Source organism: Amycolatopsis sp. NPDC049159 (assembly GCF_040648295.1).
GTDB classification, from domain to species: domain Bacteria; phylum Actinomycetota; class Actinomycetes; order Mycobacteriales; family Pseudonocardiaceae; genus Amycolatopsis; species Amycolatopsis pretoriensis_A.
In genome coordinates this window covers 71,003-91,547 of record NZ_JBEZDL010000028.1, presented here as the reverse complement: position 1 = coordinate 91,547, position 20,545 = coordinate 71,003, and the positions used below count along the sequence as shown (strand labels likewise).

The window sequence follows — 20,545 nt, the reverse complement described above, 5'->3', positions numbered from 1 at the left end:
GACGCGACTGTGCACCTATCAGAGAATGCACCCGAAGGGCGTCCGATGACGAACGCACGAGACCTCCTGCACGAACTCGCCACCAAGAAGGCCGTCACCCGGCTGCTGCCGGTGCTCGGCATCGCCTACTTCATGTCGTACGTCGACCGCACGAACGTCGCGCTCGCCAAAACGGCGCTCGCGGCGGACGTCGGCATCAGCGCGGCCGCGTACGGGCTCGGCGCCGGCCTGTTCTTCGTGAGCTACGCGCTGCTCGAAGTGCCGAGCAACCTGGTCCTCTACCGCGTCGGCGCCCGCGCGTGGATCACGCGCATCGCCGTCTCGTGGGGCGCGGTGTCGGCCGCGATGGTGTTCGTGGCGAACGACGTGTCCTTCTACGTCCTGCGGCTGCTGCTCGGCGCCGCGGAGGCCGGCCTGTTCCCGGCGATGATGTTCATGGTCACGCAGTGGTTCTCGCAGAAGCACCGGGTGACGATCGTCGGGCTGATCTACACCGCGCCCTGCATCGCGGTCGTCATCGGCTCCCCCGTCGGCGGCGCGCTGATGGAGCTGCACGGCGTCGCCGGGCTGCGCGGCTGGCAGTGGATGTTCCTGGTGGAGGGCCTGGTGACGATGGTCATCGGCGCCGTCGTCTGGATCGCGCTGCCCAGCCGCCCCAGCGACGCGAAGTGGCTCACCGCGGACGAAGCCGCCGTGCTGACCGAACGCGCCGCGGGCCACGCCAAGGCGTCGCCGACCAAGCTGCGCGGCAGCCTGCGCCTCGCCTTCGGCCGCCCGACCGTGCTGCTGCTCGGCGCCATCTACCTGATCAACCAGTCGATCGGCGGCGGCATCGGCTTCAACTTCCCGGCCTACATCCAGTCCCTCGGCCTGGACAGCCCGTTCCTGATCGGGCTGGTGGCGGGCAGCGGCGGGATCTCGGCACTGGCCGGCGTGCTGTTCTTCCCGTGGTTCAAGCGCCGCCACGGCCACGAAGTCGCGCTCATCGGCGTGTGCGCGGGCGCGGTGCTGCTGGTGCTGCTGGGCTTCCTCCTCTCGCGCGATCCCGTGTGGAGCGTGAGCCTGCTGTTCATCTCGAACTTCTTCGCCTTCGGCACGCTCCCGCTGTTCTGGTCGGTCGCGATGGCGCGCCTGTCCGGGCTGGTGGCCGCGGCCGGGCTGGCGTTCATCAACACGCTCGGGATCACCGGCGGGTTCATCGGCCCGTACGTCTACGGCCTGATCGAGAGCAGCACGGACAGCCTCGTCGCCCCGTACTACGTCTTCGCCGCGGCGGCCGTGGTCGCCCTCGCCCTGGTCCCGCTGCTGGCGGCTGCGATCCGCCGCGACGCGGCCCGTGACCTGGCGCCGGTACCGAGCGCGGAACAGCCGGTCCGATGAGGATCGCGCTGGTCGTGGCGCTCCTGGCCGGGCTGATGGTGGCGCCGGCCGCGACCGCCGGGCCGCTCCGGTACGTGGCGCTCGGCGACTCCTCGGCCGCCGGCCCGGGGATCCCGGTGCAGATCGACGCGGCCTGCCTGCGCTCCGACCACGACTGGCCGCACGTCCTGGCGGCCCGGCTCGGCGCGGCGCTCACCGACGTCACCTGCTCCGGCGCGACCACCGCCGACCTCACCGGGCGGCAGGCGGGGGTGGTCGCGCCGCAGTTCGCCGCGCTGCGGCGCGACACGGCCCTCGTGACGCTGGCGATCGGCGCCAACGACATCGCGCTCGGGTCGGCGTTCGTGACGTGCGCGAGCCCGGACGCGCCGGTCTCGCCGTCGTGCGAGGAGCAGTACGCCACGGTGTTCCCCGCGCGGATCGCCGCCACCGCCCCGAAGATCGCGGCCGCGCTCGAGGAGATCCACCGCCGCTCGCCGGCCGCGCGCGTGGTCGTGACCGGCTACCTGACGTACTGGCGCCCGGGCGGCTGCTACCCGGCCGACCCGTTCACCGCCGCCGACGCCGGGTTCATCCAGGCGACGTTCGACCGCCTGATGACCATGCTCGCCGACCAGTCCCGGCGGCACGGTGCGTCCTATGTGGACATCCGGGGGCCGAGCGCCCGGCACGGCCTGTGCGCCGGACCCGCCGGGCGCTGGCTGGAAGGCGCGGTCCCGGCCTCGCCGGCCTACCCGTACCACCCGAACGCGGCGGGCATGGCGGCCGCCGCGGGGATCATCGGCGCCCGGCCCGGCTCGCCTTCCGGAACTCGCGGTTGAGGGCCGAGATGCTCGCGAACGGGATCCCCTTCGGGCAGGACGCCACGCACTCCCCCGTGTTGGTGCAGCCGCCGAAGCCCTCGGCGTCCATCGCGTCGACCATGTCCAGCACCCGCTGGCCGCGCTCCGGCTGTCCCTGCGGCAGCAGCGAAAGGTGCGTCACCTTGGCCGCGGTGAAGAGGGTGGCGGAGCCGTTCGGGCAGGCCGCCACGCAGGCGCCGCAGCCGATGCAGGTCGCGTTGTCGAAGGCCAGGTCCGCGTCCGGCTTGGGCACCGGGGTCGCGTGGGCGTCCGGGGCGCTGCCGGTGGGAGCGCTGACGTAGCCGCCCGCCTGGACGATCCGGTCGAGCGCCGACCGGTCCACGACCAGGTCCTTGATGATCGGGAACCCCTTGGCGCGCCACGGTTCGACGTCGACGACCTCGCCGTCGGAGAACGAGCGCAGGTGCAGCTGGCACGCCGTCGTGCGCTCGGGTCCGTGCGCCTGCCCGTTGATGACGACGCCGCAGGAGCCGCAGATGCCTTCGCGGCAGTCGTGGTCGAAGGCGACCGGTTCTTCGCCGGCGGCGATCAGTTCCTGGTTGAGCACGTCCAGCAGCTCGAGGAAGGACATGTCCGGGCTGACCCCGTCGACCGGGTAGGGAACCAGCCTGCCCTCGGTCGCCGGGCCGGCCTGCCGCCAGATGCGGACGGTGAGTTTCACGTGTAGCTCCGCTGGGTCGGGTGGACGTGGTCGAAGACGAGTTCTTCGCGGTGCAGCACGGGTTTATCGCCGTACTCCCACGCGGCGACGTACGCGAACTTCTCGTCGTCGCGCTCCGCTTCGCCGTCCGGGGTCTGGTGTTCTTCGCGGAAGTGGCCGCCGCACGACTCTTCGCGGGCGAGCGCGTCCACGAGCAGCAGTTCGGCCAGTTCGAGGAAGTCGGCGACCCGGTTCGCCTTTTCCAGCTCCTGGTTGAGTTCCGCGCCGCGGCCGGGGATGCGGACGTCGCGCCAGAACTCGGCGCGCAACTCCGGCACGCGGTCGAGGGCCTTGCGCAGGCCTTCCCGGGTGCGGGACATCCCGCAGTGGTCCCACATCAGCACGCCGAGCTCGCGGTGGAACGAGTCGACCGACCGCGTGCCCTTGATCGCCAGCAGCCGTTCGATCCGTTCACGCACTTCGGTTTCGACCGGCGTGACGGCTTCCGGGCGGACGTCGTCGAGCCGGGTCGAGCCGAGGTAGTCGTTGACCGTGGCGGGCAGCACGAAGTAGCCGTCGGCGAGGCCCTGCATGAGCGCCGACGCGCCGAGCCGGTTGGCGCCGTGGTCGGAGAAGTTGGCTTCGCCGATCACGAACAGCCCGGGGATCGTGCTCTGCAGGTCGTAGTCCACCCAGAGCCCGCCCATCGTGTAGTGGATGGCCGGGTAGATCCGCATCGGTACCGCGTACGGGTCTTCCGCCGTGATGCGCTGGTACATGTCGAAGAGGTTGCCGTAGCGGGCTTCGATGGCCGGGCGCCCGAGGCGCGTGATCGCGTCGGCGAAGTCGAGGTAGACGCCGAGACCGCCGGGGCCGACGCCGAACCCGGCGTCGCAGACGTTCTTCGCCGCCCGCGAAGCGATGTCCCGCGGTACGAGGTTGCCGAAGCTCGGGTAGAGGCGTTCGAGGTAGTAGTCGCGCTCGTCCTCGGGGATTGACGCCGGCGGCCGGGTGTCGCCCTTTTCCTTCGGCACCCAGATCCGGCCGTCGTTGCGCAGCGACTCGCTCATCAGCGTCAGCTTCGACTGGTGCTCACCCGAGCGCGGGATGCACGTCGGGTGGATCTGGGTGAAGCACGGGTTGGCGAAGTACGCCCCGCGCTTGTGCGCCCGCCAGATCGCGGTGGCGTTGGAGCCCTTCGCGTTGGTGGACAGGTAGAAGACGTTGCCGTAGCCGCCGGTCGCGAGGACGACGGCGTCCGCGAGGTGCGTTTCGATCTTCCCGGTGACGAGGTCGCGCGCGACGATGCCGCGGGCCCGGCCGTCGACGACGACCAGGTCGAGCATCTCGGTCCGCGCGTGCAGCTCGACGTTCCCGGCGTCGATCTGCCGCGACAGCGCCTGGTACGCGCCGATCAGCAGCTGCTGCCCGGTCTGGCCGCGCGCGTAGAACGTGCGCTGCACCTGCACCCCGCCGAACGAGCGGGTGTCGAGCAGGCCGCCGTACTCGCGGGCGAACGGCACGCCCTGGGCCACGGCCTGGTCGATGATCTGCGCCGACACCTGCGCGAGCCGGTAGACATTGGACTCCCGGGAGCGGAAGTCGCCGCCCTTGACCGTGTCGTGGAACAGCCGGTACACGGAGTCGCCGTCGTTGCGGTAGTTCTTCGCGGCGTTGATGCCGCCCTGCGCGGCGACCGAGTGCGCCCGCCGCGGCGAGTCCTGGAAGCAGAACTGCACGACGTGGTAGCCCTGTTCGGCGAGCGTCGCACCGGCCGAGCCGCCGGCCAGCCCGGTGCCCACCACGATCACGCGGTGCTTGCGCCGGTTCGCCGGGTTCACCAGCTTGGCCGCGAACTTCCGTTCGTCCCAGCGCTTTTCCAGCGGGACGGCGGGTGCCTTGGTGTCGGCGATCGGGTCGCCGGTCAGGTAGTCGGCCATCAGCGCACCAGTCCTGTCATGATCGCGACCGGGACGAGGGCGTAGCCGCCCGCGACCACGACCGCCGTCGTGCTGCCGAGGAGTTCGATCGCCCGTTCCCGCCGCGCGCTGGTGACGCCCAGCGTGCGCGCGGCGCTGGCGAAGCCGTGGTGGATGTGCAGGCCCAGCATCGCGAGCGCGACGAGGTAGATCAGGTTCACCCACCAGACTCCGAAGTCCGCGACGAGGTTGTGGTACGGGTCGCCGGGCACGAAGTCCCGGTTCACGGTGCCGACGGTGAAGTCGAGGATGTGCCAGACGATGAACAGCGCGAGCGTGGCGCCGCCCCACCGCATGGTGCGCACCGCGAAGGTGGCCCGGACTGGCTGCCGGTGGACGTAGCGCACCGGCCGCGCGCGCAGGTCGCGCCGGGCCAGCTGCACCGCCGCGGTGACGTGCAGGAGCAGCGCGGCGAGCAGCACCCCGCGCTGGATCCAGAGGAACCACTCGTAACGCAGCACCGGCTCGCCGATCGTGCGCAGCCAGTGGGCGTAGTGGTTGAGGTCGCCGGCGCCGAGGAAAGTCTTGAGGTTGCCGACCATGTGCGCGAACACGAACGCGAGCAGCAGCGCGCCGCTCACCGCCATGACGATCTTCTTGCCGATCGTCGAGGCCCAGAAGTCCCGGACGGTCCGCCGGGTTGCGAGGTCGTTCACCACCCGCTCGACGTTAGGTCGGGGAGTTCGAGAGGTCAAAGACATGATAACTCTGCTCTCGATAGCCAGCAGCTATCCTGACGTGGTGCAGTTCCAGCAGCTCGCCTACTTCGTGGCCGTCGCCGAACACCGGCACTTCACCCGCGCGGCCGAACAGGTGCGTGTCGCCCAGCCCTCGCTGTCGCAGCAGATCCGCGCGCTCGAACACGACCTGGGCGCCCCGCTGTTCCACCGCATCCGCGGCAACGTCACGCTCACCGAAGCGGGCGAGACGCTGCTGCCGATCGCCCGGCGCATCCTCGCCGAGACCGAAACCGCCCAGCGCGCCATCCGCGAACTGGACGAGCTCGACCGCGGCCGCGTCCGGCTGGGCGCCCCACCGAGCCTGTGCACGGGCCTGCTCCCGGCGATGCTGGCGGCGTTCCACCGCCGTTACCCGGGCATCCAGCTGGAACTGCACGAAAGCGGCTCGGGCGACCTGCGGCAGCGCCTGTCCGAAGGCGCTCTGGACCTGGCCCTGCTGGCGAGCGCCCCGGCGGACCCGCACCTGGCGGCGACGCCGGTGCTGCTCGAGGAACTGGTGGTCATCTCCCCACCGGACGCCCCGATCGCGGGCCCCCGCCTCGCCATCCACGCACTGGCCGACGTCCCCCTGGTGATGTTCCGCCGCGGCTACGACGTCCGCGAAGCGACGGTGAACGCCTGCCGCGCGGCGGGTTTCGAACCGGTGTTCGCCATCGAGGGCGGCGAAATGGACGCGGTCCTGGAACTGGTCCGCGCGGGCATGGGCGCAGCGGTGGTCCCGAGCACGGTGGCGGGCGACCGCTTCCCGATGACCCGCTTCGTTCCGGAGGCGGGGATGACCCGGGTGGTCCAGCTGGCGGTCCGCCGCGAGGTGGACCCGACCCGCGCGGTGCGGGCGCTGCGAGACGCGATCGTCGGCTTCGTGGCGGACCGGACGACGTTGCCGGTGGGGTTGGTGTCGCTTGTGGACGGACCAGGCCGGTAGCGCGTGCGGCGGTCAGGTCGTGGCCTCGCGGTGGCGGCCCGGGGTGGTTCCGATGATCGCGGTGAACGCGGTGATGAAGCCGCTCGGGTTGGACCAGCCGCAGGCGTGGGACACCCGGGTCGTGTCGTGGCCCTCGGCCAGCAGGACGAGCGCGTGGTGGATGCGCAGCTGGGTGCGCCACTCGTAGAAGGTCATGCCGAGTTCGTCGCGGAACAGCCGGCTCAGCGTCCGGGCGCTCGCCCCGGCCCGGCGGCCGAGCTCGGCGAGCGGGGTGGTGTCCGCGGGGTTCTCGTACAGCACCCGCGTGATGGCCCGCAGCCGGTCGTCGCGGGGTTCCGGTAGTTGCAGCGGCTGCTCCGGCGCTTCGCGGAGCTCCTCGACGAGCACCCGGCGGAGGCGGGCACTCGCGACGCGGTCGTACTCGCGGGTGCCGGTCAGCGCGAGCAGGACCTCCCGGGCGAGCCCGGACGCGGCGAACACGGCCGGGTGCGCGGGAACGAGCCGGGCCAGGCTCGCCGTCAGGAAGACGATCCGCATGTCGGTGTGGCCGTGCGCCCGGTGGTGGTGCCCGAACCCGGCGGGAATCCAGGCGACCCGGTTGGCGGGCACGACCGACGTCCCGCGCCCGGTGTGCACCGACAGCACCCCGCGAGCGGCGTACACGAGGTGCCCGCGGCGGTGGGCGTGCGCCTCGCTCGTCCCCCCGGGAGCCCAGAGGTGCGCCCCGCCGGACGGCCAGATCCGCGACTCCGAAGCTTGGCGGCCGATGGGCATGACTCGGCATCCTACCGGTGGTCCGCCACCGCGGCCCGGGCCGAGAGTGAGGGGCATGAAGATGAGAGCAGCGGTCTGCGTCCGGCCGGGCGGCCCGGAGGTGCTGGAGATCCGCGAAGTACCGATCCCCGCCGTCCGGCCCGGCTGGAGCCTGGTCCACGTCCGGGGCGCGGGCCTGAACCGCGCCGAGCTGAGGACCCGCCAGGGCCACTCCCCCACCGTGACCTTCCCGCGCGTACTGGGCATCGAATGCGTGGGCACCCTCGCCGAATCGACCGACCCGGCGCTCACGGAGGGCACCACCGTCGCCGCGGTGATGGGCGAGCTGGGCCGCCAGTTCGACGGGGGCTACGCCGAATACGCGTTGGTGCCGAACGCTTTGCTGATGCCCGTCGAGACGACGTTGCCGTGGCCGGAGCTGGCCGCGCTCCCCGAGACGTTCATGACCGCCCAAGGCGCATTGGACACCCTGGACCTCGAGCCCGGCCACCGCCTGCTGATCCGCGGCGGCACCTCATCGGTGGGCATGGCGGCCGCCTCACTCGCGGCCGCGTACGGCATCGAAACCGCGGCGACGACCCGGCACGAGAGCAAGCTGACGGCCCTGACCACCGACCACGCCTTGATCGACGGCGGTGCATCACTGACGGAGAGCATCCGCGCGATCTGGCCTTCGGGCCCCGACCACGTCCTCGACCTGGTCGGCGCGAGCACGGCCGTGGACTCGCTGAGCCTGGTTCGCCGTGGCGGCACCGTGTGCGTGGCGGGCTCGCTCAGCGGCTGGGTGATCCCCGATCTCGAGCCGATCGCGATGATTCCGTCCGGCACGAAGCTCACCGCCTTCCACAGCGACACCTTGAAGGGGAACGCGCCCGTCCTGCAGAGGATCGTCGACGCCGTTGAGGCCGGTCGGTGCGAGTCGCATTTGGACCGTGTTTTCGCTCTGGACGACATCGTTGCCGCACATCGCGCCATGGAGGCTGACGAAGGGGCCGGCAAGTTCGTCGTGGTGCCCTAGTGGACATGGGTGCAGGCCCGTAGCCGGTGGCTGCGGGCCGATCCCATCACGCTGCGAATGGCAGGGGCTGGTGCAGGTTGTTGCGCCTGGGTTTTCGACGCTTGTCCAGGAACCGCGGGGGCAGGAATTCGGGGTGGCCGTCGGAGGCGAGGCGGACTTGCCAGCCGGAGCGGTGCATCAGCCGGTGGTGATGCGCGCAGAGCAGGACCAGGTTCGCCAGATCGGTCGGACCGCCGTCGGCCCAGTGACGGATGTGGTGACCCTGACAGTGCCGCGGTGGACGCTGGCAGCCCGGGAAGGCGCAGCCCCGGTCACGCAGGAACAGGGCCCGGCGGAGGCCGGGTGAGATCAGGCGGCGGGCTCTACCCAAGTCCAGAGGTTCGCTGCTGGCGCCGAGGACAGTAGGGATCAGCTTGCAGTCGCAGGCGTGAATGCGAGCCTCGACGGCCGAGATCCGGCCGGTGTCGCCCAATGTCGCATGGCCAACACCGGATCTCAGGTCAGCCAGGGACACCGCGACCATCACGTGGGCACGTTCACCAGCCTGCGTCGGCAACTCTGGGGAGTTCAACGCGAGGTCGATCGCGTCGGAGAAGGCGTCGCCGTAGCGTTCCTGCGGGGAACGGAAGTCTCCGCCGTCGTCGGCTGTGCGGCGTTCGGCCAGCGCGTCGAGCAAGGCGCTCGCGCGGGTGCCGGTCTCGTCGTCGAACCGGCCCGACAGTTCCCAGATCCCGGTTCTTTTGCGGCGCAGCGACAGTTCCCGGGCCGGGGTGGCGGGTTCGGTGTCCTCGGGCTCGGCGCCGTCAGGATCGAGGTGGGCCAGGATCCGGGTGCCCAGGGCGGCGACTTGTTGTGGCCTGCGTCGGCGGCGAAAGCCAGCAGATCCTGTTCGACGGAGTCGCGATGCTCGACGGGGATCCGAGACACAGCCTCGATAATGGTGTCGATCATCGGATTACTCAGGGCACCCGTCAAAGCAGCGACGCCGGTAGCGGGGGCGACAGCAGGCGGAGAGTCGAGGGTGTGAGCAGAGGTGAGGGCCCGGGCTCGGGCGACCGTGCGCTGGGCAGCCGCGTGGGGAATGTCCGCGAGGTGCTCCAGCAACCGGGCAACAGAGCGATAGCCGAACAGTTCCATCACGCCACGCGACTCGATTTCCACCAGCAGAGTTCCGATTTCCGCCTCGGCAGACCGCACCACGGTGAGCAGCCCACGGAGACGGTCGGCCAAAGCCTCCGCATCCGTCTGCCACACCGCTTCTCTGTCCACACAACAAGATTACCCGACCATCGACCACATGTTCATCACTCGATCAGGTGGCGATGATCGTTACCCCAACCCGAACCGAGAAGCGAACGTACCCATCTCATCCCGCCGACGCCCGACCTCAGCAGTCCCCGGACTGATCACAACCCGAGTAACCCCCTCCAAGGCCAACGCCTCGACATCCTCGACCGACATATCGAGCGACCCCCACCGCGTGTACTCCAAACGCCCAGGATCCCGCCCCACCGAGACCGCAGCCGCCCGAGCAATCGACAACTGCCGACGGCGCTCCTCCGCAGTCAGCCTCCCACCGGGAAAGAACCCATCGCCCCGCACCCCGGCCCGCCGAGCCGCGGCCGAACTCGACCCGCCGACGTGGATCGGCAGCTCCGCCAACGGTTTCGGGTACACACAGACGTCGTCGAAGCGGTAGAACTCCCCCTCGAACCCCACCCCGGACTCGTCCCCCGCCCACAACGCCCGCAGGACGTCGATGGCCTCATCCGCCCGCCGCCCCCGGGTCGCGAAGTCGACGCCGACCGCGTTCGCCTCCCCGGCCAGCGCACCCACCCCCACGGTGAGCAGCCGCATGCGCCCGCCGGAGAGGACGTCGATCGTCGCCAGCTGCTTCGCCAGCGTCACGGGGTGGTGGTACGGCAGCAGGAGAACACCGGTCCCCAGCAGGATCCGCGACGTCCCGGCGGCGATGAAACTCAAACACGCCAGCGGATCCGCGAAGGGAAGCGACGGCCGCAGCGCCACGTCGCCGATCTTCGCCCCGGGGTGGAGAGCGACGTGTTCCGGCAGGTACAACGACTCGAACCCGCACTCCTCCACGTCCCGCGCGAACCCGAGCAGCTGCTCCGGGTCGACGCCGAAAAAGGGGGTGCTGTAACTGATCCCGAACTTCACCACAGCGAAGGTAGGCCTTGACGCGGACGTCAAGGCAAGACCGGCGGCAAACTGGCTTCGTGACCGAGAAGCAGAACACGACGAACGCCATCACCGGCAGCGTGATCGGTTCCGTGGTGCAAGCTGGCGCCGTGATCCTGCCGACGCCCGCGGACCAGGGGCCCGTGCCGCGCCAGCTGCCGCCGGGACTCCCGGACTTCACGGGGCGGGCCGAGCAGGTCGCCGCCCTGGACGCGCTTCTCGTCGGACACGCGCCGGCAATCGCGGTCGTGAACGGCACCGGCGGCGCCGGGAAGACGAGTCTGGCCGTCCAGTGGTCGCACCGGGTCCAGGACCAGTTCCCGGACGGGACGCTGTTCGTCGACTTGCGCGGGTACGGCCCGGCCGCGCCGCTCCACCCCTCGGTCGCCTTGACGTCGTTCCTCTCCTCACTCGGCGTTCCCGGCTCGGTGGTACCCGCGCGGCTGGATGCGCAGGCCGGGTTGTACCGGTCGGTGCTGGCCGGGCGGCGCACGCTCATCGTGCTCGACAACGCGCTCGACGGCGCTCAGGTGCAGCCGTTGCTCCCGGGTTCGCCCGGCTGCGTGACGATCGTGACCAGCCGTGACGCGCTGACCGAGCTGGTCGTCTCCCGTGCGGCCCGTCCGGTCGACCTCCCGCCGTTCACCGGTGAACAATCACTGCTGCTGGCGCGGGGGCTGGTCGGCCCCGACCGCGTGGACGCCGAACCCGAGGCGGTCGCGGAGCTCGTCCGGGTGTGCGGCGGGCTGCCCCTCGCCGTGCGCATCGCGGCCGCCCGGGCCCTCACTCGCCCCCGGAACTCGCTCGCCGAGGTCGTCGCGGACCTCACCACCGAGAGTTCGGGCCTGACGAGCGCGATGCAGGTGGTGTTCGACTGGTCGTACGCGCGGTTGCCGGCCACGACGGCCCGCGTGTTCCGGCGCCTGGGCGCGCACCCCGGCCCGGAGTTCGGCGTCGCCGCGGTCGCGGCCCTCACCGCGCTGGCCCCGGAAGCGGCCTACGACGCCTTGGAGCGGCTCGTCGAACTGCGTCTGCTCGAACCGATCGGGCGACGGCGGTACCGGATCCACGACCTGCTGCACGCCTACGCCGCCCGGCGGACCGACCACGACGACACGGCGGAGCAGCGGCAGGAGTCCGTGGCGCGCCTGCTCACCTGGTACGCCGGTGCGGTGCGGCGCGCGGACCGCGCGGCTTTCCCCGCCCTGGCCGGTGTCGCCGAACTCGCCGTCCCGGGCGAACTCCCGGCCTTCACCGGCCGCACCGACGCGCTCGCCTGGCTGCGCACCGAGCAGGACACCGTGACGGCGGCGGTGCGTCTCGCGGCCAAGGACGAACGGCACGAGCTGGTACTGGCGTTGGCCGCCGGCGTGCGGTTCTTGTCCTGGCAGGGTTTCGGCCTGGCCGAGGTCTGCCTCGAACTGCTGTCGCTGGGGCTGGCCGCGGCGCTGGCGACCGGTGACCGCGCTGCCGAATGCCTCTTCCGCGTCCTTCGCGGCGAGACGCTCTGGTCACTCGGACGGCTGGCCGAAGCCGAGGCCGAGTTCGAGGGTGCGCTGGCCGAGCCGGCCCGCCGGGTCGACGGGCTGGCCGGGCTGGGCTGGGTGCGGCTCGCCCAGGGACGGCCGGCCGAGGCACGGAAGTACTACCTGGCAGCGCTTCCGCTCGCCGCGGGTGACGAGCGGACGGAAGCCGTCGTCCACGCCCAGCTGAGCCGCATCCACACCCGGTTGGGGGACTTCGCGCAGGCACTGGTGCACGCCGACCGCGAACTGGCGCTGCGCCGGCAAGCGCGTGACGAGCCGGGCGAAGCGTATGCGTTGCACACCGCCGCGCTGGCCCGGCAAGGCATGGGTGACCACGAGACGGCCATCCGGCTCTGCCGGCGGGCGATCGCCCGCCACCGGGAGCTGGACGACGTCGGACGCGACCTGGCCGACGCGCTGCTGACCCTGGCCGAATGCCTCGAAAGCGTCGGCGAGGACTGCACGGTCTGCCGGACGGAGGCGTTGACCGTGCTGACCGCGCTGGGCGACCCCCGGGCCGAGGAGCTGCGGCGCGTCATCGGGCAGAGTCACAAGCCGGGCACCCCGGAAGCGCCGGACCGGCGATCACGCGGCTCTCGAGGGTGAGCAGGTTGAGCACGTGCTCGTGGTTCGCCGGCAGCTCGGGCACGCCAGTGAGGAGGCTCAGCACCGCGCGGGCAACGAGGTGCCCGGCCAGCCCGGCCGAGTACGCGGCGGCCGCCTGCGGCGCCGATGGCCGTCCCGGCGCCGGCGTCCGGACGGGCAACGCGGCCTCGCGCCGGCGCTGGGCGAGGCAGGCGCACGCGTAGCAGGCGCCACCGGGCCGGTAGGTCCCGGTCCCGATCAGCGGACCGCGGTAGCCGCCGTGCACCCACGCGGTCCCGGTGCGCCCGCAGGCTTCGTCGGCCCAGGCGCGGATCCGCCCCGGCCGGTCCGCGGCCAGGACCAGGACGTCGGCCCCGGCGGCCAGCTCCGCCAGCACGGCCGGCCCGGTCACCGTCAGACGCTCGCCGGTGACCGCGATGTCCGTGTTGTGCGCGCGCAGCCGTTCCACGGCCGCCTCGACCTTCGGGCGGCCTATGTCCCGCTCGACGTACAGCTGCTGCCGGTTCAGGTTCGACAGCTCGACCAGGTCAGCGTCGGCCAGGTGCAGCCGCCCGACGCCCGACTGCGCCAGGTCGAGCACGGCCGCGCCGCCGACCCCGCCCACGCCGACCACCACGACCCGGGCCGACTTCAGCTTCTCCTGGATCTCCCAGGGCGACACGCGTGCGGTGCGGTCCATCGCCTGCCACAGGGCCAGCCCGCGGCTGTAGCGGTCCAGCTCCCGAGCGGTGAGGGCGGCCGGCGGGCGGGCCGCGGCGTTCTCGACGAATCCGGCCTCGATCAGGACGGCCAGGTCCGCGCGCACCTCCGCCGCGACGTCGCCGACGATTTCGCCGAACCCCTCCGCCGCCAGTTCCGCGATGATCCGCCGGACGGTCCGGGTCCCGTCGAGGCGGGTGACGAGCGCCCAGGCCCACCCGTCCGGGTCCCGGATGTCCTTCGCGAGCGGGCCGCCGATCCGGACGACGTCGTCCCCGAGCCGCACGGGCCAGTGCGCCGCCTTCACCGCCGGGCGGAAGTCCCCGGTCAACTCCCCGTGCTCCCGCTCGTGCCGCCGCAGAAGGTCGTCAGGTCGTCTTCGACGTCGGACAGCTCGATCACCTTCTTTCACCTGCCCCGAAAACGAGCCATCGGCCGGCGAGACACCCGGAAGACCGGAGCGTGTCTTCCGGCGCGCGAACGCCGATCACGCGGACCGCCGGCAACTCGTCACGACGAAGCGGCCGAACCGCGTCGTGGTCACCGATCGGTCCCGCGCGACCACGCGGATCACCAGGGTGTAGTCGCCGCGGAAGCTCTCGTCCGAGAACGGACCCAGGCGGCCCGTGAACGCGATTCCGCTGGGATCTCCTTGCAACGGTTGGCCGAAGGAGCGGCCGTTGCCGCTGAAGCCGATCTCCACGGACGCCGCCTCGGCATCGACGACCACGTCGACCTCGGCCCACGTCTTCTCGTCGCGGCCCGAGTGGTTCTGCTCGACGACCACTTGACGGCGGTCGATCTTCGCGGTCAGGACCGAAGGACCACGATCACCGCGATTCGCCGTCGTCGCCGGCGCCGGGGTCGTGACCGGCGCCGGCCCGGCCGAGGCTCCCGCGGAGCTGGCCGAGGTCTCCTTCGGCAGCGCACCGGAAGTCGTCTCGGACGGCGGCGCGGACGTCGCTGCGGACATCGTTCCGGTCGGGGTCGGCTCGGTGGACGGAGGTTCGGTGGACGAGTGCGTCAGTTCTTGTGCCACCGCGGGAGGCGGCAGTTCCGGTACCGGCTTGAGCGCGAAGAAGAGCATCAAGGACACCGACGTCGCGCAAACGGCGGCCGCGGTCTTCGCGGACACCGCCTTGGTGAGCCAGGCCCGGACCGGCTTCGGCGGAGCCATCAGCACCGGAATCGTCAGGATCCGCCCCATCAGCGGGCCGAGCTTCGTACGCCGCTCGCTACACCGGGAACACCGGGCGATGTGTGTCCGGACGGCGGCGTACAGCTGCGGCGACTCCTGCGATCCCCGCCGCCGGTACTCGGCTTGGGGCGCGGAGCAGTGGTTCGCGCCGGTACCCGGGTAGTCGATCAGGCACAGCGCTTCGACCCGTTTGGCCACGGCCTTGCCCGCTCGCTTGAGCCGGCCTCTCGCCGCCTCGACCGAAATCCCCAGCTTGAGGGCGATCTGGTCGTCACCCCAGTCGTGCACGAGCTTGCCCAGGTACAGGTCGAAATGCTTCGCGCTCCGCTTCTCGAGCATGGCCCGCACGCGTTCCAGGAACTGGCTACCGTCCATCCCGAGCCGCGTCGACAGCCACTCGTCACGGGGAATCTCGCGAAGTTCGACGTCCTCGGCCGAAAACTCCGGCCCTCGCTTGGCCTTTCGCGAGAGGTCGATCTGGTGGCGCTGGGCGACCAGACGAAGCCACGCCTCCGGGTTGGGCGGGACGCCGAACCTGCTCCAGTTCTCGAGCGCTTTGAGCAAGGTATCCTGCGACAGGTCCTTCGCGTCTTCACTGTTCTTCAGTCGGCCCGAGCACCAGCGAAGCAGATCCTTCTCCTGCTTCTCCAGCTCTCGCTCGACTTCGTTTTTTTCGTCCACATCAGACAAGACGACGGAACGGGGGGTCCGGTGGGCGGGTTGACCGAGACGACAACCCCATCAGGTCAGCCACTACCCGATGGGGTCGACCTGTTCACCCCTCGCGTACAAGGCGACCCGCCGAATACCCAACCGGGGTACCGCCCCCGGGGGCGGACCTACGCCGCCGTCACCCCGGCCAAGCGGGGGAACAGCTCGCGAACCGCGCACCGGAAGTCGTCGAGGGCCGTGTCCCGTCCTGACAGGTGGCCCAGCAACGCCTGCTGGAACAACCCGTCGAACAGCGCGTACGCCTGCGGCGGCGAACAGTTCGGCTCCGCGCCGGCCAGGTCGGTGTACGCGGCGACGTTGCGCCAGATCATGTCCTGCAGGCCCTCGTCGATCTCCGCGACGTCGGCGCGGAACGCCTCTTCGAACATCGACTGCGTGCGCAGGTCGTACCAGAGGCGGTGCATGAGCGGGGCTTCTTCGAGCGCCGCCGCCAGCCCGTCGGCGCACGCCGCGGCGAGTTCGGAGGGCGTGTCGGCCGAGCCGACTCCGCCTTCGTAGCGCTGCACGCACGCCTCCTTGTAGCGGCGCACGCAGTACGTGATCAGCTCGACCTTGTCGTCGAAGTAGTAGTGCAGCAGCCCGTGGGAGAACTTCGTGTGCTCCGCGATCGTGCGCAGGCTGGTGCGGGCGTAGCCGAGGTCGGCGAGGGCGAGCAGGGCCGCGTCGGCGAGTTCGCGGCGGCGGTCCTCGAACTTGTCGACCTTGGTCCGGCGCCGCACGGCGGGTGGGCTGGTCACCGGCCGAAGATACCATCGAGCACTTCTCTGACCAATCGTCCAAGAAAATCTTGACATTCGTCCAAACGGCGGCCATGGTCGTGTCCAGCGACCGACGCGGCTCGGGAGGGACGACGATGTCTCTGTACTTCTACCTGGAAAAAGGCGCCTCCCTGGACCCGGACGCGCCCTGTCTGACCCTCGACGGGAACTCCCTGTCCTACGGCCGAGTGGTCGAGTTCGCGAACGCCGTCGCCCGCGCTCTGCGACGCTCCGGCGTCCGGCCCGGGGACAAGGTCGGCATCCTCTCGGCCAACGACCCGACCGCGTTCTCCTGCGTCTTCGGCATCGCCCGCGCGGGTGCCGTCTGGTGCCCGATCAACCCCCGCAACGCCGCCGGCGAGAACGCCGAACTCCTCGACCTGTTCGACTGCGCGACCCTGATCTTCCAGCCCGGTTTCGAAGACCTGGTCCGCCGGATCGCCCCGGAACTCCCGAAGCTGACCACGCTCGTCCGCCTCGGCGACGGTGACGACTTCGCGCCCGGCTTCGCGGACTGGCTCGACGCCGCCCGGGACGACCCGCCTGCCGAAGCCGCGCAACCCGGGGACGTCGTCGCCCTCGTCGGCACCGGCGGCACGACCGGGCGGCCCAAGGGCGTCATGCTCACCGGCCGCAACCTCGAGGCGATGTCGGCGATCACGCTGATGAGCTACCCGTTCGACGGCCGCCCGGTCTACCTGGCCCTGGCCCCGCTGACCCACGCCGCCGGCGTGCTCTGCTTCCCGATCCTCGCCCGCGGCGGCGAAGTCGTGATCATGGCCGAGCCCGACGTCGGCCGGTTCCTGGAGCTGATCGAACGCCACCGCGTCACCCACACGTTCCTGCCGCCGACGCTGATCTACATGGTGCTCGGCCACGAGGCGCTCGACCGCACGGACCTGTCGTCCCTGCAGTGCTTCTGGTACGGCGCGGCCCCGATGTCGACGGCCCGGCTGACCGAAGCTCTCGACCGTATCGGGCCGATGGCCCAGCTCTTCGGCCAGTCCGAGGCGCCGATGATGATCTCGACGATGTCGCCCGCGGAGCACCGGCGTCCCGACGGCACCGTCCACACGGGACGCCTGTCCTCGGCCGGCCGGCCCTCGCCGCTGGTCACCGTCGCCATCCTCGACGACGAAGGAACAGCCGTCCCGCACGGGGAACGCGGGGAGATCTGCGTCCGCGGCTCGCTCGTCATGGCCGGCTACTACCGCAACCCCGAGGCGACCGCGGAGGCGTCCGCGCACGGCTGGCACCACACCGGCGACATCGGCTTCCTCGACGACGAGGGCTTCCTCCACATCGTCGACCGCGCCAAGGACATGGTCATCACCGGCGGCTTCAACGTCTACTCCGCCGAGGTCGAGCAGGCCGTGATGGCCCACGCCGCCGTCCGCGACTGCGCCGTGATCGGGCTGCCCGACGACAAGTGGGGCGAGCGCGTCACCGCCGTCGTCCAGCTCCAGCCGGGCGCCGAGCTCGACACCGGCGAGCTGATCGCCTTCGTCAAGGACCGCATCGGCAGCGTCAAGGCGCCGAAGCAGATCGAGATCTGGCCGGAGCTGCCGCGCTCCACCGTCGGCAAGGTGCTGAAAGCCGACATCCGCTCCACCTTCACCGAACGCAGCAAGGAGGCTGTCCGACCATGAAACTCGCGCTCTACCTGCCGAACTTCCGGGACAAGGTGACCGTCCGGGAGCTCGAAGACCTCACCGCACTCGCCGAAGACCTCGACTTCGACTCCGTCTGGACGCTCGACCGGATCATCGTCCCGGAAACGTCGGACAGCGAAGAGATGCAGTACGCCTTCGGCATGATCGAGGGGTTCCCCAAGGGCCTGCCGGTGAGCTCGCGGGGCGAGTTCCTCCAGGGCATGCCGCTCATCCCGTGGCTGGCGGCGAAGACGTCGAAGGTGCGGATCGGCATGAGCATCATCGACACGCCCTACCGCTCGCCCGGCGTCCTCGCCGCGGAGCTGGCCACCATCGACCACCTCGCGGGCGGGCGGCTCAACGTCGCCGTCGGCTCCGGCTGGATGCCCGAGGAGTTCGCCGCCGCGAGCGCGTCGCACATCTTCCCCAAGCGGCACAAGCACGTCCGCGAGACCCTGGAGATCATGCAGGGCATCTGGACCAACGACCTGTTCGAATACCACGGCGAGTTCGCCGACTTCGACCGCAGCGGGTTCGGCGCCAAGCCGGTCCAGAAGCCGCACCCGCCGATCTTCTTCAGCGGGCTCAAGGACGCGAAGCGCTCGGCCGCGCGCATCGCGAAGTACAACCTGGCCGGCTGGATCGGCATCCAGGACTCGCCCGAAGACATCGCGCGGTGGCGCTCCGAGATCCAGCGCGAGCTCCAGGAACTCGACACCCCGCGCTCGGTCGACGACCTCGAGATCTCCAGCATGATCTGGTTCGTCATCACCGACGAGGACGTGGACCAGTCGCCGATGGGCAAGGGCACGAACCTGCTCGTCGGCTCGGCGAAGCAGATCACCGACCAGCTGAAGCGGTACCGGGAAGCCGGGCTCACCATGCCGTTCCTGTGGCCGCCCTTCCAGGACGTGCCGGTGGCGAAGACGCTGGACGACATGAAGCGCCTGAAGGAAGAAATCCTGCCCCAGATCGACGCGATGTGAAGGGAACCAGCATGTCCGAACTCGAGGGAAAGCGCGTCTTCGTGACCGGCTCCGGCGCCGGCATCGGCAAGGCGATCGCGGCGCTGTTCACCGACCGCGGCGCGAAGGTCGTGGTCAGCGACATGAACGCGGACGCGGCCAAGCAGGCGGCCGAGGAGATCGGCGCCGCCGGCGTCGCGAACTGCGACGTCACGGACGAGGGCCAGGTCCAGTCGGCCATCCAGCAGGCGGTCGACCTCCTCGGCGGCCTCGACGTCCTCGTCAACAACGCCGGGATCGAGGTGTCGTCGCCGCTGCTGCAGCAGTCGACGGAGAGCTTCGACAAGATCTTCGCGGTCAACGTGCGCGGCACGTTCGTGGCGATGAAGGCGGCGACCCCGCACCTGGTGGAGTCGAAGGGGAACATCGTCAACATCGCGTCGATCGCCGGCATCGGCGGCAGCCCGCTGCTCGGGTCCTACTGCGCGACGAAGGCGGCGGTCATCCAGCTCACGCGCGTGGCCGCGGTGGAGATGCGCCCGGCGGGCATCCGGGTCAACGCGGTCTGCCCGGGCTTCGCCGACACCGCGATGGTCGAGCGGCTCGTCCCCGACTTCGAGGCCGCGACCCAGGTCCCCTTCCGCGACCTCGTCGCGGCGAAGCAGGGCCGGCTCGGCACCCCGCAGGACATCGCGGAGGTGGCGGCGTTCCTCGCCTCCGACCGCGCGACCTGGATCACCGGCAGCCACTACGTCCTCGACGGCGGGCTGACCGCGTCCCTCGTGTGACGCCCCGGCCGGCGGGTCCACGACCCGCCGGCCGTCGATCCGGCTGGGTCCCGGCGACGCTGTGCGCTGGACCGGCGGCCGTTCCCAGGCCGGCACTCGGACCAGGCCGCCCCGAAGCCGCCGACCTGACCCGGTTGCTGAGACGCTTCGCTTCATCGGTCCTCGTCCTCGGCGCGGTCACCGCGGTCACCGCGCTGACCGGCCTGACCACCGTCGCGGTGGCGCTCGTCCTCGCCGGGTTCGCGCTGCTCTTCGTGCTCGTCCGCGACGGCTGACGACTCGCCCGGCAGGTGGGCCGGCAATGCGCGGGCCGCGGGGTTCGCCGGGCGCGGCACGATCGAAACGCCGACCCCGGCCGCCACCAGGTCGACGAGCAGGGGCGGGTGGGTCGCCTCGCAGACGCGGTGGTGGCGGACACCCGCGTCCGCGAACCGGCGGGCCACCAGCACCTCGATGCCGCTGCCGCCGAAGTCCGCGAACGGCTCGTCGGCCAGGTCGGGCAGGCGGACCCGGGCGCGGGCCGCGAGCCGGTGCCCCGGGTGGCAGAGCAGCACCAGGTCCTGGCGCCAGCTCGCGAAGCTGGTGCCGCGAGCGTGACGACGTCCGCCACGATGCGGTGCGCCGGCGGGAGCAGCGCCCGTCCGGCTTCGCTCAGCGCGACGCGGCGCGTGGGGCGGTCGAACAGCGGGGCGCCGGGTTCCCGTTCGAGCTTCCGGATCGATGCGCTCAGCGCCGACTGCACCACGTGCACGTCCTGCGCCGCCGCCGTGGAACTCCCGTTCCGCGCCCGGCGCCGGGATCGTGGTGGTCACATCACTGTCCGTGCCCGCGAGCACTCGTCCAGGTAATCACTCATCCGTGTCGAATCCCGCCGTGCATCGCCTCGAATGTCGCAATGCGCGCTACCGCCCGTCCACAAACCGGGAAATACGTCCGGAGAAATCCGCCACGACAAGGTGGCCGCGCAGTCGGTGATCACTTTTCGCGCATTCGCGCGGCTGCCACCACTCGACGAAATCCTTGCCCCGCGTAGCGATTTTGATAGCGTGGCCGGGCTTCCCCCGCGGACCGAACTCTGACCGGTGCCGCGTCCCCACGTTTTC

Annotated in this window: 17 protein-coding genes and 2 pseudogenes; 8 read left to right on the top strand and 11 right to left on the bottom strand. The window is 71.0% G+C overall.

All coding sequences use genetic code 11. The features are described 5' to 3' along the window. Positions 1 to 45: 45 nt before the first annotated feature. Positions 46 to 1,380 carry an MFS transporter gene (locus tag AB0B33_RS39920; RefSeq protein WP_360781791.1) on the top strand — a complete coding sequence of 445 codons (1,335 nt, stop codon included), beginning with the start codon at positions 46 to 48 and terminating at the stop codon, positions 1,378 to 1,380. After that, positions 1,377 to 2,201, top strand: a complete 825-nt coding sequence (locus AB0B33_RS39915; protein ID WP_360781789.1) for an SGNH/GDSL hydrolase family protein — start codon at positions 1,377 to 1,379, stop codon at positions 2,199 to 2,201. The genes AB0B33_RS39920 and AB0B33_RS39915 overlap by 4 nt, the downstream gene beginning before the upstream one ends. Here AB0B33_RS39915 and AB0B33_RS39910 read toward each other — a convergent pair. From AB0B33_RS39910 to AB0B33_RS39900, 3 genes are read right to left on the bottom strand one after another with little or no spacing between them, the layout of a single operon-like run. Then, the gene (locus tag AB0B33_RS39910) at positions 2,158 to 2,904 is read right to left on the bottom strand and encodes a succinate dehydrogenase/fumarate reductase iron-sulfur subunit (RefSeq protein ID WP_360781788.1); all 747 of its coding nucleotides are present in this window, start codon (positions 2,902 to 2,904) and stop codon (positions 2,158 to 2,160) included. The two genes, AB0B33_RS39915 and AB0B33_RS39910, sit on opposite strands and share 44 nt — an antisense overlap. Then, on the bottom strand, positions 2,901 to 4,823 hold the full coding sequence (locus AB0B33_RS39905) for a fumarate reductase/succinate dehydrogenase flavoprotein subunit (RefSeq protein ID WP_360781786.1): 1,923 nt from the start codon (positions 4,821 to 4,823) through the stop codon (positions 2,901 to 2,903). The genes AB0B33_RS39910 and AB0B33_RS39905 overlap by 4 nt, the downstream gene beginning before the upstream one ends. Further along, positions 4,823 to 5,521, bottom strand: a complete 699-nt coding sequence (locus AB0B33_RS39900) for a succinate dehydrogenase cytochrome b subunit (RefSeq protein ID WP_360781784.1) — start codon at positions 5,519 to 5,521, stop codon at positions 4,823 to 4,825. The genes AB0B33_RS39905 and AB0B33_RS39900 overlap by 1 nt, the downstream gene beginning before the upstream one ends. 82 nt (positions 5,522 to 5,603) lie before the next feature. Between AB0B33_RS39900 and AB0B33_RS39895 the strand changes: the two genes are divergently transcribed. After that, positions 5,604 to 6,527 carry a LysR substrate-binding domain-containing protein gene (locus tag AB0B33_RS39895; RefSeq protein ID WP_247025176.1) on the top strand — a complete coding sequence of 308 codons (924 nt, stop codon included), beginning with the start codon at positions 5,604 to 5,606 and terminating at the stop codon, positions 6,525 to 6,527. Between the two features lie 12 nt (positions 6,528 to 6,539). Here the strand turns inward: AB0B33_RS39895 and AB0B33_RS39890 are convergent, their stop codons facing one another. Next, entirely contained in the window at positions 6,540 to 7,301 is a 762-nt protein-coding gene (locus AB0B33_RS39890) for a helix-turn-helix transcriptional regulator (RefSeq protein ID WP_360781781.1), read from the bottom strand. A gap of 100 nt (positions 7,302 to 7,401) precedes the next feature. On the opposite strand from AB0B33_RS39890, the gene AB0B33_RS39885 reads away from it, so the two are divergent. After that, on the top strand, positions 7,402 to 8,319 hold the full coding sequence (locus AB0B33_RS39885) for a zinc-binding dehydrogenase (RefSeq protein ID WP_360781779.1): 918 nt from the start codon (positions 7,402 to 7,404) through the stop codon (positions 8,317 to 8,319). Positions 8,320 to 8,365: 46 nt separating this feature from the next. Here the strand turns inward: AB0B33_RS39885 and AB0B33_RS39880 are convergent. After that, positions 8,366 to 9,588, bottom strand: a pseudogene (locus AB0B33_RS39880) (DUF222 domain-containing protein). A gap of 60 nt (positions 9,589 to 9,648) precedes the next feature. Then, entirely contained in the window at positions 9,649 to 10,497 is an 849-nt protein-coding gene (locus tag AB0B33_RS39875; protein ID WP_360781777.1) for an LLM class F420-dependent oxidoreductase, read from the bottom strand. A gap of 59 nt (positions 10,498 to 10,556) precedes the next feature. Between AB0B33_RS39875 and AB0B33_RS39870 the strand changes: the two genes are divergently transcribed. Then, positions 10,557 to 12,650: an NB-ARC domain-containing protein gene (locus tag AB0B33_RS39870; RefSeq protein ID WP_360781775.1), complete on the top strand. Its 2,094-nt coding sequence runs from the start codon at positions 10,557 to 10,559 to the stop codon at positions 12,648 to 12,650. Here the strand turns inward: AB0B33_RS39870 and AB0B33_RS39865 are convergent. From AB0B33_RS39865 to AB0B33_RS39855, 3 genes are all read right to left on the bottom strand, one after another. Beyond that, positions 12,580 to 13,680, bottom strand: a complete 1,101-nt coding sequence (locus AB0B33_RS39865; RefSeq protein WP_360781774.1) for a ThiF family adenylyltransferase — start codon at positions 13,678 to 13,680, stop codon at positions 12,580 to 12,582. The two genes, AB0B33_RS39870 and AB0B33_RS39865, sit on opposite strands and share 71 nt — an antisense overlap. A gap of 156 nt (positions 13,681 to 13,836) precedes the next feature. Then, positions 13,837 to 15,228, bottom strand: coding sequence for a sigma-70 family RNA polymerase sigma factor (locus tag AB0B33_RS39860; RefSeq protein ID WP_360781773.1), 1,392 nt, complete (start codon positions 15,226 to 15,228; stop codon positions 13,837 to 13,839). 158 nt (positions 15,229 to 15,386) lie between these two features. Then, complete coding sequence (locus AB0B33_RS39855) at positions 15,387 to 16,016, bottom strand: TetR/AcrR family transcriptional regulator (protein ID WP_360781772.1); 630 nt, start codon at positions 16,014 to 16,016, stop codon at positions 15,387 to 15,389. 116 nt (positions 16,017 to 16,132) lie between these two features. Here AB0B33_RS39855 and AB0B33_RS39850 point away from each other — a divergent pair, with 116 nt between their 5' ends. From AB0B33_RS39850 to AB0B33_RS39840, 3 genes are read left to right on the top strand one after another with little or no spacing between them, the layout of a single operon-like run. Then, entirely contained in the window at positions 16,133 to 17,686 is a 1,554-nt protein-coding gene (locus tag AB0B33_RS39850) for a long-chain fatty acid--CoA ligase (protein WP_360781770.1), read from the top strand. Next, positions 17,683 to 18,675, top strand: a complete 993-nt coding sequence (locus AB0B33_RS39845) for an LLM class flavin-dependent oxidoreductase (RefSeq protein ID WP_247024433.1) — start codon at positions 17,683 to 17,685, stop codon at positions 18,673 to 18,675. The genes AB0B33_RS39850 and AB0B33_RS39845 overlap by 4 nt, the downstream gene beginning before the upstream one ends. 11 nt (positions 18,676 to 18,686) lie before the next feature. Next, positions 18,687 to 19,442 (top strand): SDR family oxidoreductase, encoded by a 756-nt coding sequence (locus AB0B33_RS39840; protein ID WP_360781768.1) that lies wholly within the window; start codon positions 18,687 to 18,689, stop codon positions 19,440 to 19,442. 152 nt (positions 19,443 to 19,594) lie between these two features. On the opposite strand, the gene AB0B33_RS39835 is transcribed toward AB0B33_RS39840, so the two are convergent. Beyond that, the gene (locus tag AB0B33_RS39835) at positions 19,595 to 19,996 is read right to left on the bottom strand and encodes a LysR substrate-binding domain-containing protein (RefSeq protein ID WP_360781766.1); all 402 of its coding nucleotides are present in this window, start codon (positions 19,994 to 19,996) and stop codon (positions 19,595 to 19,597) included. A 143-nt stretch (positions 19,997 to 20,139) separates the two neighbouring features. Next, positions 20,140 to 20,184 (bottom strand): annotated as a pseudogene (locus tag AB0B33_RS39830) (hypothetical protein); the annotation flags it as partial. Between the last annotated feature and the right edge of the window lie 361 nt (positions 20,185 to 20,545).

What these genes read in the sequence shown, in the direction of transcription:
- AB0B33_RS39920 (WP_360781791.1), top strand. Translation starts at nt 46, where the DNA reads ATGACGAACGCACGAGACCTCCTGCACGAACTCGCCACCAAGAAGGCC.
- AB0B33_RS39915 (WP_360781789.1), top strand. Translation starts at nt 1,377, where the DNA reads ATGAGGATCGCGCTGGTCGTGGCGCTCCTGGCCGGGCTGATGGTGGCG.
- AB0B33_RS39905 (WP_360781786.1), bottom strand. Translation starts at nt 4,823, where the DNA reads ATGGCCGACTACCTGACCGGCGACCCGATCGCCGACACCAAGGCACCC.
- AB0B33_RS39890 (WP_360781781.1), bottom strand. Translation starts at nt 7,301, where the DNA reads ATGCCCATCGGCCGCCAAGCTTCGGAGTCGCGGATCTGGCCGTCCGGC.
- AB0B33_RS39850 (WP_360781770.1), top strand. Translation starts at nt 16,133, where the DNA reads ATGTCTCTGTACTTCTACCTGGAAAAAGGCGCCTCCCTGGACCCGGAC.
- AB0B33_RS39845 (WP_247024433.1), top strand. Translation starts at nt 17,683, where the DNA reads ATGAAACTCGCGCTCTACCTGCCGAACTTCCGGGACAAGGTGACCGTC.
- AB0B33_RS39840 (WP_360781768.1), top strand. Translation starts at nt 18,687, where the DNA reads ATGTCCGAACTCGAGGGAAAGCGCGTCTTCGTGACCGGCTCCGGCGCC.